The 11,462-nt window shown below is 71.4% G+C and carries 10 protein-coding genes; 7 read left to right on the top strand and 3 right to left on the bottom strand.

Annotated elements, in window-relative coordinates; translation table 11 throughout:
• Positions 1-108 precede the first annotated feature (108 nt).
• The gene (gene cydB, locus PSH25_RS17975; RefSeq protein WP_238660174.1) at positions 109-1,107 is read right to left on the bottom strand and encodes a cytochrome d ubiquinol oxidase subunit II; all 999 of its coding nucleotides are present in this window, start codon (positions 1,105-1,107) and stop codon (positions 109-111) included.
• A gap of 15 nt (positions 1,108-1,122) precedes the next feature.
• Positions 1,123-2,535 (bottom strand): cytochrome ubiquinol oxidase subunit I, encoded by a 1,413-nt coding sequence (locus PSH25_RS17970; RefSeq protein WP_238660177.1) that lies wholly within the window; start codon positions 2,533-2,535, stop codon positions 1,123-1,125.
• A 164-nt stretch (positions 2,536-2,699) separates the two neighbouring features.
• On the opposite strand from PSH25_RS17970, the gene PSH25_RS17965 reads away from it, so the two are divergent.
• The 7 genes from PSH25_RS17965 (at position 2,700) to PSH25_RS17935 (ending at position 10,199) form a co-directional block, all read left to right on the top strand.
• Positions 2,700-3,467, top strand: coding sequence for a lysophospholipid acyltransferase family protein (locus PSH25_RS17965; protein WP_238660173.1), 768 nt, complete (start codon positions 2,700-2,702; stop codon positions 3,465-3,467).
• Positions 3,468-3,837: 370 nt separating this feature from the next.
• The gene (locus PSH25_RS17960; RefSeq protein ID WP_238660172.1) at positions 3,838-5,166 is read left to right on the top strand and encodes a sensor histidine kinase; all 1,329 of its coding nucleotides are present in this window, start codon (positions 3,838-3,840) and stop codon (positions 5,164-5,166) included.
• A gap of 2 nt (positions 5,167-5,168) precedes the next feature.
• Positions 5,169-5,813 (top strand): response regulator transcription factor, encoded by a 645-nt coding sequence (locus PSH25_RS17955; RefSeq protein WP_238660176.1) that lies wholly within the window; start codon positions 5,169-5,171, stop codon positions 5,811-5,813.
• Positions 5,814-6,011: 198 nt separating this feature from the next.
• Positions 6,012-7,166, top strand: coding sequence for a serine hydrolase domain-containing protein (locus PSH25_RS17950; protein WP_238660171.1), 1,155 nt, complete (start codon positions 6,012-6,014; stop codon positions 7,164-7,166).
• An 80-nt stretch (positions 7,167-7,246) separates the two neighbouring features.
• Positions 7,247-8,014 carry a glycerophosphodiester phosphodiesterase family protein gene (locus PSH25_RS17945; protein WP_238660170.1) on the top strand — a complete coding sequence of 256 codons (768 nt, stop codon included), beginning with the start codon at positions 7,247-7,249 and terminating at the stop codon, positions 8,012-8,014.
• Positions 8,015-8,031: 17 nt separating this feature from the next.
• Positions 8,032-9,426 carry an MFS transporter gene (locus PSH25_RS17940; protein ID WP_238660169.1) on the top strand — a complete coding sequence of 465 codons (1,395 nt, stop codon included), beginning with the start codon at positions 8,032-8,034 and terminating at the stop codon, positions 9,424-9,426.
• A 56-nt stretch (positions 9,427-9,482) separates the two neighbouring features.
• Positions 9,483-10,199 carry a thymidine kinase gene (locus PSH25_RS17935; RefSeq protein WP_112586966.1) on the top strand — a complete coding sequence of 239 codons (717 nt, stop codon included), beginning with the start codon at positions 9,483-9,485 and terminating at the stop codon, positions 10,197-10,199.
• On the opposite strand, the gene PSH25_RS17930 is transcribed toward PSH25_RS17935, so the two are convergent.
• Positions 10,166-11,386, bottom strand: a complete 1,221-nt coding sequence (locus tag PSH25_RS17930) for a low temperature requirement protein A (protein ID WP_238660168.1) — start codon at positions 11,384-11,386, stop codon at positions 10,166-10,168. The genes PSH25_RS17935 and PSH25_RS17930 overlap by 34 nt on opposite strands.
• Positions 11,387-11,462: the final 76 nt, after the last annotated feature.

The raw sequence follows: 11,462 nt of genomic DNA, 5'->3' as shown, positions 1-11,462 counted from the left end.
CCGCGCCGATCATGGAGTTGTGGTGGGCGACAAATGACCCTCGGGGCGCAAGGTGGGCACCACAAGTTCATGATCGACGGGGTTGGCCCCGCGGCACGCCCCGGCCGGTCAGTGCTGCGGGATGTTGGCCACGCCGATGCGCTTGCGGAACACCCAGTACGTCCACCCCTGGTAGGCCAGCACCACCGGAGTGAAGATCACCGCCACCCAGGTCATGATCTTCAGGGTGTACGGGGTGGACGCGGCGTTGGTGGCCGTCAGCGTGCCGGCCGCGTCCAGGGTGGAGGGCAGCACGTTCGGGAACAGCGCCGCGAACAGGGTCGCCACGGCCAGGCCGATCGCCACGGCGGTGCCGGTGAACGCCCAGCCCTCCCGGCGTACCCGGGCGGCGGCCAGCCCACCGAGCAGGGCGAGGGCCGCGCCGACGGCGAGCACGACGGCGGCGGCGCTGGAGCGGATGGTCAGCGTCCAGGTCAGGAACCCGACCGCGAGCACGGCGGCGCCGACGCCCAGGCGTACCGCGAGGGCGCCCGCGCGCTCGCGGATGTCGCCGGTGGTCTTCAGGGCGAGGAACACCGCGCCGTGGGTGAGGAACAGCGCCAGGGTGGTCGCGCCGCCCAGCAGGGCGTACGGGTTGAGCAGGTCCAGCAGGCCGCCGACGTACTCGTGGTCGGCGTCCAGTGGCACGCCGCGCAGGATGTTGGCGAAGGCGACGCCCCACAGGATCGCCGGCAGCAGCGAGCCGACCACGATCGCGGTGTCCCAGCGGCGCTTCCAGGACGCCTCGGGGCGCTTGTGCCGGTACTCGAAGGCGACGCCCCGGATGATCAGGGCCAGCAGGATCAGCAGCAGCGGTAGGTAGAAGCCGGAGAAGAGGGTGGCGTACCACTCGGGGAACGCGGCGAACATGGCGCCACCGGCGGTGATCAGCCACACCTCGTTGCCGTCCCAGACCGGGCCGATGGTGTTGATCAGGACGCGGCGTTCCCGGTCGTCGCGGCCGAGCACGGGCAGCAGCATGCCGACGCCGAAATCGAAGCCCTCCAGGATGAAGTACCCGGTGAACAGCACGGCGACGAGGAGAAACCAGATGGTGGTCAGTTCCACGATGGGCTCCCGGGATCAGTAGGCGAAGGCGAGCGGGCGCTCGGCGTCGTCGGTGTCGTCGGCGGGGGGCTGCTCGCTGACGTCGGGCACGCCGGCCTTGGCGTAGCGCAGCAGCAGCTTGACCTCGATCACGGCGAGGGTGGCGTAGATCAGGGTGAAGGCGGTGAAGGAGGTGAGCACCTCGGCCAGCGAGACGCTGCGGGACACCCCGTTGCGGGTGAGCATCTCGCCGAAGACGATCCACGGCTGGCGGCCCATCTCGGTGAAGATCCAGCCGAAGGAGTTGGCCAGCAACGGCAGCACCGGCATGGCCAGCCCGGCGCGCAGCAGCCACTTGCTGCTCGGGGTGCGGCCCTTGCGCTGGGTCCAGAGCACCAGCAGGGCGATTGCGCCGGCCGCCATCCCGAAGGCGATCATGAAGCGGAAGCTCCAGTAGGTGACCGGGATGATCGGGGTGTAGCTGCCCGCGCCGTACTGGGTGGCGTACTGGGCCTGCAGGTCGTTGATGCCGTGCACGGTGCCGTTCGGGTCGCCGGTGCCCAGGTACGACAGCAGGTACGGGATCTTGAGGGCGAACACCTCGCGGGTGCCGTCCAGGCTGCCGATGGTGAGCACGGAGAACGAGGCGGGGCTCTCGGTGGTGTAGAGACCCTCGGCGGCGGCCATCTTCATCGGCTGCACGTCCGTCATGATCTTGCCCTGGATGTCGCCGGTGAACAGCACGGCGGCGGAGGCGACCAGGACCACCCAGGAGCCGAACTTGGTGGCGAAGCGGTATGCGCCGGTGTCGGCGGAGTCGCGGTTGCGGATGACGTGCCACAGGCCGACCGCGACGATCAGCGACCCGGCGACCAGGAACGAGCCGGCCAGGGTGTGCGGGAAGGTGATCAGGGCGACCTTGTTGGTCAGCACGGCCGGGAAGTCGGTCAACTCGGCGCGTCCGCTGTCCGGGTTGATCCGGTAGCCGACCGGGTTCTGCATGAACGAGTTCGCCGCGAGGATGAAGTACGCGCTGAGGTTGGTGCCGATCGCGGCGGCCCAGATGCTGGCCAGGTGCGCCCGCTTGGGCAGCCGGTCCCAGCCGAAGATCCACAGGCCGATGAAGGTGGATTCGAGGAAGAACGCGACAAGCGCCTCGATGGCCAGGGGTGCGCCGAAGACGTCGCCGACGAAGCGGGAGTAGTCGCTCCAGTTCATGCCGAACTGGAACTCCTGCACGATGCCGGTGACCACACCCATGGCAAAGTTGATCAGGAACAGCTTGCCGTAGAACTTGGTGAGCTTGAGATAGCGCTCGTTGCCGGTGCGGTGCCACATCGTCTGCAGGATGGCCACCAGCACGGAGAGGCCGATGGTCAGCGGCACGAAGAGGAAGTGGTAGACGGTGGTGACACCGAACTGCCAGCGGGCAACGTCCAACGCGTCCACCTGAAAACCCCCAACCATCCGTACTACGAGACGTAGTAAATACTACTGCTCGTCGTAGAGGGTTGGCCGGCCCGCAGTCTCCCCGGACCAATGACCCTGATCACCCGGGCAACCCGCCAACCCGCCCTCGCGGCCCCGCCGCCGCGTGCGACGATGGCGCGCTGATGAACACCTCCACCTGGCAGCCGCCGCTGATCTGGCGCGCAGCCCTTCTGCTGGCCCGGGGCCTGGTCGGCCTGCTCGCCCGCCTCGAGGTCACCGGCGACGTCCCGGCGCACCTGCGTCGCGGCCCGTTGGTGCTGGCCGCCAACCACATCAGCCCGTTCGACCCGGTGGTCATGGCCGCCGCCTGCCAGACCCGCGGCATCGCCCCGCGGATCATGGCGACCGCCGGACTGTTCCGCGTCCCGGTGTTCGGCGCCGCCATGCGCCACGCCGGGCACATCCGGGTCGACCGGGGCACCAGCGCCGTGCACCGGGCCCTCGACGACGCCGCCGCGGCAGTCGCCCGCGGCTCGGTGATCCTCATCTACCCCGAGGGCCGCATCGGCCTGGACCCCGGCCTGTGGCCCGAACGCGGCAAGACCGGCGCCGCGCGACTCGCCCTGGCCTGTGGCGCCCCGGTCGTCCCGGTCGCCCAGTGGGGCTCGCACGAGGTGCTGCCCTACCAGGCGCCCCGAGGCATGCTGCGCGGCATCGCCCGTTCACTGTGGCGCCGGCCGGTGATCCGGGTGCACTTCGGCGTACCCGTCGACCTCGATGAGACGTCGGCTGCCAACCCCGGCGCGGCCCGCCGGGGCACCGACCGGATCATCGACGCGCTCACCGACAACCTGGCCCCGCTGCGCCCCGACGAGCCGGACCTGCCCCGGCACGTCGACCCCGGCCGACCCACCGACCCCAGCCGCACTCACCGCCGCCCCTCGGCCTGAGGCCGGCGTCGAGATCAACTCCGGTTCCGGTGGACCACCGGCCGTTCGCGTAGCCCCCAGCCGGCCGGCCTGGGGGAAATCCCCCAGCGGAAGACGGCTGCCAGCCGGCTCCCGCCCGGACCACCGCGCGCCTAGCGTGATCTTCCGAAGCCAGCGTGGGCCGGGCGCGGCGTGCTGTGCCCGTACGCCGTGGTCGCACCGACCATCGGCGGTTGACTGCTGGCCAAGCGGGACGCGTGGGCAGAGGCGCTTGGTGTGCGGGGAGGAGGATGACGGCATGGGCCTTGCGCTGCGCACGCCAACCGCGGACCCGCCGCCGGGCGTCCAGAGGCGGGGCAGGCGCTTGTGGAGGGGCGCCCACGCGGTAGGCGTGGCCCCGTTCAGCCAGCGCGCGGGTCGCGAGTTGGTGTTCTGCCTCGCCGGGCTGCCGTTTCTCGTGCTCAACCCGGTGGCACTCTTCGTTGCCGCGGTGGACCTGAGCTGGTTGGTCAGCAGCGACGCGCGGGGTAACCCCGCCCCGAGCGACGTGGCCATCGCCGTTGTCAGCGTGGGACTGCTGCTCGTGCCGCTGGTGTCGACGACAGCGGCCCGAAGGCTCGGCGCACTGCAGCGCACGCTCGCGACTCGGCTGCTCGGGGTCCGAGTCGCGGCGCCGCCGCCGGTGCGGTCGAGCCTCGCCGGTCGGGCCTGGCCCGGCTTCCGCGACGGGGCCGGTTGGCGGGTCATCGGGTATCTGCTGGCCAAGCTGCCGGTCAGCCTGATCGAGCTGTACGCGGTGTTCTTCTGGATCGGCGGACTGGTCAACCTGAGCTACCCGCTCCTGTGGGGGGCCTTCCGCAACCACCCGCCGGGAGTCCGGCTGGACCCGGTGCCGGTGTTCACGCCGTTCGGGCTGTTCGGCGACGGCACCTTCCGCGTCGCGACCCTCGGCGGCACGTTCGCCGCCGCCGCGGCGGGAGCGGCGATGCTGCTGGCCGCGCCCTGGGTGACCAGACTCGTCACGTCCGCCGACGCCTGGCTGATCCGAGGTCTGCTTGGGCCAGGGCGGCTGGCGCAGCGGGTCCACGACCTGGAGTTGAGCCGGGCGTCGGCCGTGGACGACTCCGCCGCGCTGCTGCGCCGGCTCGAACGCAACCTGCACGACGGCGCGCAGATCCGGCTGGCCACCCTGGCCATGAACCTCGGCATGGCCCGCCGCAAGCTCGGTGACGGCGACGAGGTCGCGGACGCCGCCGCCGTCCGCGAGTTGGTCGACGCCGCGCTGCGCGGCGCGAAGGACGCGCTCGGTGAACTGCGCAGCCTGACCCGCGGGATCCACCCGCCGGTGCTCGACAACGGGCTGGCCGACGCCCTCGACTCGCTGGCCGCCGACGGTGCGATCCCGGTCGAGCTGGAGATCGGCATCCCGGTTCGGCCCACCCCCGCGATCGAGACCATCGCGTACTTCTGCGCCGCCGAACTGCTGGCCAACGCCGCCAAGCACAGCTTCGCGAACACCATCGTCATCCGGGTGGCCGGAGGGCGGGAAGTGCTGCGGCTCAGCGTCGCCGACGACGGCACGGGTGGCGCCGATCCGACCCGGGGCACCGGCCTGTCCGGGTTGGCGCAGCGGGTCGCCGTGGTCGACGGGGCGCTCACCATCGCGAGCCCGCCCGGTGGTCCAACGACGATCACCGTCGAGCTTCCGCTGCGCGCATGAGTGTGCGCGTGGTGATCGCCGAGGACGCGGCCCTGTTCCGGGCGGGGCTTGCCCGCCTGATCGAGGACCACGGCCACCAGGTGTGCGCCGCCGTGGGCGATGGCGACATGCTGCTGGCCGCGGTGACCGAGCACCAGCCCGACGTCGTGGTGGCCGACATCCGGATGCCGCCGACGCACACCGACGAAGGGCTGCGCGCCGCACTCGAAATCCGCCGCCGGTACCCCCGCACAGGGGTGCTGGTGCTGTCGCAGTACATCGAGACCAGGTATACGGCCCGACTACTGGAGGGCAACGCGGCGGGCGTCGGGTACCTACTGAAAGAACGGGTGGCCGACGTCGCGGAGTTCGCCGACGCGCTGCAGCGGGTGGCCACCGGCGGCACGGCGCTCGACCCGGAGGTCGTCGGTCAACTGCTGAGCGTCAACCGCCGCGCCGACGGCGTAGCGGCGCTGACCCCGCGCGAGCGCCGCGTGCTCACGCTGATGGCCGAGGGGCGCTCGAACGCCGGCGTCGCCGACGCGCTCGTGGTGAGCGGCGGAACCGTGGAAAAACACGTCGCGAGCATCTTCGACAAGCTGGGGCTGCCCCAGGACGAGGCGGACAACCGCCGCGTCCTCGCGGTCCTGCGGTACCTGAGTCCGTAGGTCCGTGCCGACACGCGCCGGCGCCGAAGCTCTCCTTCTCCGGTACTGGGGGCAAACCCCCACATCAGTTCTGGGGTTTTCCGGTTGGTGCGGACATCGAGGCTCTTCGTACCGTTTGGGCACGGTCGTCATCCAGACGGGAGCGTTGATGTGAGCGTAGTTTTCGCAGTGCGGCAGGCGGTCCGATGGCGCGGCGTCGTGGCGGCCGCGACCGTCGCGGCAGTGTTGACCACCACGGTCGGCGCGGCGGCCGGGTCGGCCACGCCGCCCACCCAAAATCACCGGTCCACGGCCACGGTGCTCCAGCACGGCCTCGACGAATTGCACGGCTTGGGCGTGTCCGGGACGCAGGGCCTGATCCGCGATGGAAACCGGGTGACCGCGGCGCGCAGCGGCGTGGCCGATCTGGTCACCGGCGCGCCGGTGCCGTTCGACGGGTACTTCCGGATCGGCAGCACCACGAAGACGTTCGTGTCGGTGGTGTTACTCCAACTCGTCGGCGAGGGCCGGATCCGGCTGGACGACCCGATCGAACGCTGGCTGCCCGGTGTCGTCACCGGCAGCGGCAACGACGGCCGGAACGTCAGCATCCGCCAGGTCCTGCAGCACACCAGCGGCCTCTACGACGCCACCGGCGACCTCGTCGCCCTGCAGTCGGCCGACGAGTTCCTGGCGCACCGCTTCGACCACTACAACGAGGCGCAGCAGGTGGCGACGGCCATGCGGCACTCGCCGCTGTTCGTCGCCGGCACCGGCTGGAGCTACTCGAACACCAACTACCTGCTGGCCGGGATGCTCATCGAACGCGTTACCGGGCATCGCTGGGACACCGAGGTGCGGTCGCGGATCCTGCGGCCGCTGGGCCTGACCCACACGTTCTACCCGGGTGACCAGCCGACCCTGCCCCGGCCGCACGCCAACGGGTACCGGCAGTTCGCACCCGGCGGGCCGATGGTCGGCACGACCGTGTTCAATCCGACCGTGACGGCCTCGGCTGGCGGCCTGGTCAGCACCCCCACCGACCTGGCCCGCTTCTGGCAGGCGGTCGGTCGCGGTCAGCTACTGCGACCCGCCCAGGTGGCCGCCCTGCAGCAGACCGTGCTGGCCGACGGGTTCCAGGGGATCCGGCCAGGCATCCGTTACGGGCTGGGCATCATGTGGATACCCAACCGGTGCGGCGGCTCCTGGGCGCACGTCGGCTCCATGCCCGGGATGAGCACCCTCGCCGCCGTCAGCCTGGACGGGCGCCGCTCGACGGTCCTGTACCTGGCCAGCGAGCTGGCCGACCCGGGCCCGGCAGTGGCGATCATCGAGCGGCAGATGACACTGCTGGACGACCTGATCTGCGGCTGACGGTCATCGCGGCGGCGCGAGCGGGCGACAGACGCCGGCCGGTCACCCGCCGGCCACCCACCGAGGGCATACTGCGTCGCGTGTTGACCCGATTCGGCTACCTCGACGCGCCCGCGCCGCTGGCGTTCGCCCACCGTGGCGGCGCCGCCGACGGCGACGAGAACACCACCGAGGCGTTCGCCCGGGCCATCGGGCTGGGTTACCGGTACGTGGAGACCGACGTGCACGCCACCGCGGACGGGGTGGCCGTGATCTTCCACGACCCGACGCTGCACCGGGTCACCGGTGAGGCGGGGCGCATCGCCGAGATGAGCTGGGCCGACCTCGCCTCGGTACGCGTCGGCGGCGCTGCCGTCGTACCCCGGCTCGACGAGGTGTTGGGCGCGTGGCCGCAGGTCCGCTTCAACATCGACGTGAAGGCCGACGGCGGCGTGGAGCCGACGGTCGCGACCGTGACCCGGGTCGGCGCCGCCGACCGGGTGTTGCTCGCCTCGTTCAGCGACGCCCGGCTGACCCGGCTGCGGGCGCTCACCGAGGGACGGGTCGCCACCAGCCTGGGCATGCGCGGCGTCGCCCGGCTGCGGCTGGCCTCCCTGCACGGGCGTCCGCTGCGGCTGCCGCCGTCGGTGGTCGCCGCGCAGGTGCCGCCGCGCTACGGGCGGGTGCCGGTGGTGGACCGCCGGTTCCTCGACTACTGCCACCGCATCGGCCTGCAGGTGCACGTCTGGACGATCGACGAACCAGCCCAGATGCACGAGTTACTGGATCGTGGCGTGGATGGCATCATGACCGATCACGTCGGCGTGCTGCGCGACGTCTACCGCAGCCGCGGCCACTGGGCCGCCTGAGCGTCGAAGGACCCCCGATGGCCGAGACCGTGACCCCCACGGTGGACGACACCCCGCCTCCGGCGAGCACCCGCCGGGAGCGGCGCGGCTGGTACATCTACGACTGGGCCAACTCGGCGTTCCAGACCACCGTCATCACGGTGTTCCTGGGCCCGTTCATCACCACCGTCGCCGAGCTGGCCGCCGGCTGCGAGTTGGGCGCGGACACCTGCAACGGGTACGTGCACCCGCTGGGCATCCGGGTGGCGGCGGGTTCCTACTACCCGTACCTGATCTCGCTGTCGGTGTTCCTCACCGTGTTCGTGCTGCCGGTGATCGGGGCGATCGCCGACCGGTCGACGCACAAGAAGCGCCTGCTCGGCGGGGCGGCGTTCACCGGCGCCGGCGCGACCGTCGCGATGATCTTCGTCACCGGCGACCGTTACCTGCTCGGTGGGGCGCTCTTCCTGGTCGCCAACATCTCCTTCGGCGCGGCCGTGGTGGTCTACAACTCGTTCCTGCCGCAGCTCGGCGGCCCGGACGAACGCGACGGCATCTCCAGCCGCGGCTGGGCGCTGGGCTACCTGGGCGGCGGTCTGCTGCTGGCGTTCAACCTGGTCGCGGTCACTCTGTTCAGCGAGGACGACAACCCGCAGCGCACCCTGGACCTGGCCCGCTGGTCGATCGTCTCCGCCGGGGTGTGGTGGGCGGTGTTCACCCTGGTGCCGCTGCGCTGGCTGCGGGAACGCCCCAGCGCGGCGGCGGCGCTGGCCCGGCGGGGCAACGTGCTCACCGACGGGTTCCGGCAGCTGGGCCGCACCCTGCGGGAGATCAAGGCGTACCCGTTGACGCTGTTCTTCCTGCTGGCGTTCCTGGTCTACAACGACGGCATCCAGACCGTCATCACCCTGGCCAGCCAGTACGGCACCGAGGAACTGCGCCTGGACCAGAGCACCCTGATCATCACCATCCTGCTGGTGCAGTTCCTCGCCTTCGGGGGCGCGTTGAGCCTCGGCGCGTTGGCGCGGCGCATCGGCGCCTGGAAGACCGTGCTGCTCAGCCTGGTGCTCTGGACCGGTGTGATCATCGGCGCGTTCCGGCTGCCGGCCGAGGCGCCGGTGCCGTTCATGGTCCTCGGCGCGGCCATCGGCCTGGTCCTCGGCGGCAGCCAGGCGCTGAGCCGGTCGCTGTTCAGCCAGCTCATCCCGGCCGGCAAGGAGGGCGAGTACTACGGCTTCTACGAGATCAGCGACAAGGGCACCAGCTGGCTCGGCCCGCTCGCCTTCGGCCTGGTGTTCCAACTCACCGCCTCGTACCGGGTGGGCCTGGTCTCACTGCTGATCTTCTTCGTGGTCGGGTTCCTGCTCCTGGCCGCCGTGCCGATCCGCCGTGCCATCGTGGCCGCGGGCAACACGCCACCCCGGGTGCTCTGAGCACGGGTCCCGCGCCCGACCGATCCGGGCCGGTCAATGGGCTAGGCTGCCCGACCGTGACCGACGACGCCGCCACCGCCCCGACCTGCCTGGCCCACCCGTTCCCCGGCCAGCCACACGCACCGGCCGGGTGCGCGGCCGCGCGCGGGCTCGACGGGCGTCCGGTGCACGCGGCGGCGTTGAAGTTCTTCTGGGGGCCGATGGACTGCGGCAAGTCCACGATGGCGTTGCAGATGAACTACAACCACGCCCGGCAGGGCCGCCGCGGACTGGTCACCACCCGCATCGACCGGTCGCTGGGACCGCAGGTCACCACCCGTATCGGCCTGGCCCACGAGGCCATCGAGGTCACCGACGACCTGGACCTGCGGGCCCTGGTGCGCGGCCGGTGGGCCGACGGGGTACGCGTCGACTACCTGATCTGCGACGAGGCGTGCTTCTACACCGTCGAGCACGTCGAGCAGATGGCCGAGTTGGTGGACAGCTACGACGTCGACGTGTTCGCGTTCGGCCTGGCCACCGACTTCCGGTCGCGGCTGTTCCCCGCCGCGCAGCGCCTGTTCGAACTGGCCGACGAGGTGGCCCGCATCCAGGTCGAGGTGCTCTGCTGGTGCGGCCGCGAAGGGCTGCTCAACGCCCGCGTCGTCGACGGGCGGGTCGTCCGTGAGGGCGCCCAGGTCGTCATCGGCGACACCGTCGACACCGCCGAGGTGCGCTACCAGGTGCTCTGCCGCCGGCACTACCGCAGCGGCGACCTCGGCCCGCGCGACTGAGACGCCCGTTCCCGGGTCACCCGGTCGGCCAGGATCACGGCGACCGTCACCGTCAACGCCACCGCCGCGCACGCCGCGACCGGCACTCCCAGCCCGACGAACACCGGGATCAACGCCAGCAACAGCAGCACCGCCGCGATCCGGCTGGTCGGCAGGGTCCGCCACAGCACCGCCTTGTAGCCGGCGTGCCCGGCCAGGAACAGCGCCGGGCCACCCAGGGTGAACAGCGCGGCGACCGTGCTGGCGGGGGCACCTGGTTCGCGTAGGAGCAACTCGTCGCCCGCCGAGGTGACGATGATGCCGGCGACCATCACGGGGTGCAGGTAGTTGAACGCCAGCCGGCCCAACGCGCCGGTGCGCTCACCGGCGCGCGCGATGACCTCCGCTGCCGCCGGGGCCGACCGGGCGAAGTACACCCACCACAGCGCCACCGAACCGGCGAACGCCAGCACGAACGCACCGACCATCCTCAGGTCCAGGTGCTGCGCGAGTGTGCTCCCGGTGACGAGGATCGACTCGCCCAGGGCGATGAGGATGAACGCCTGGCACCGCTCCGCCAGGTGCCCGCCCTCCACCATCCACCGCTCGGCGGGGCTACGGCCCAGACCGGGCACCGGGAACCCGGCCGACAGGCCGATCACCTCGATCACGATCGCCGCCGCCCACAGTGCCTCCTGGAAGGCGCCACCGACCACGGCGCCGAGCACCACCAGCAGCGACGTCCCGACGAACCACGGCAGCGTCTTCTGAAACCCGTCGACCAGCCACGGCTGGCCCTGCACCGCCCAGATCGCGAACCCGGTGCGGCCCACCTGCAACGTCGCGTAGACCAGCGCGAAGACCAGTCCGGCGCCGGCGAACGCCTCGGGGATCGCCGCCGAGAGCAGCAGACTGCCCAGCATCAGCGCGATCAGCAGTGCCCGCACCGGTGCCTGGTCGGGGCGCAGCCAGTTCGTCCCCCAGGCGGTGTAGATCCACACGAACCAGACCAGCGCCAGCAGCAGCGCGGTGCGCGCGGCGCCACGCCAGTCCGGGTGCGCGATCAGGTAGTGCGCCAACTGGGTGATGGTGAAGATGAAGACCAGGTCGAAGAAGAGCTCCATCGACGTGGTGGGCTCCACCCCCCGACGCTCGCGCAGCAACCAGGGCCGCTTGGGACGGACGACCGAGGGCTCAGAAGGGGTCACCGCACACCCGCCAGTTTCCGTCCTCGCGGACCACTGGCAGACGACGTTCCTCGCTGAGCCCGCCGTCGCGGGTCCC

It is taken from the genome of Micromonospora foliorum (genome assembly GCF_022229015.1).
GTDB lineage: Bacteria > Actinomycetota > Actinomycetes > Mycobacteriales > Micromonosporaceae > Micromonospora > Micromonospora foliorum.
Note: the sequence above shows the minus strand (reverse complement) of the source record. Positions and strands in the feature narration are given on the sequence as shown.

Coding starts and splice junctions, on each gene's coding strand:
- PSH25_RS17965 (WP_238660173.1), top strand. CDS start 2,700: ATGAACACCTCCACCTGGCAGCCGCCGCTGATCTGGCGCGCAGCCCTT.
- PSH25_RS17940 (WP_238660169.1), top strand. CDS start 8,032: ATGGCCGAGACCGTGACCCCCACGGTGGACGACACCCCGCCTCCGGCG.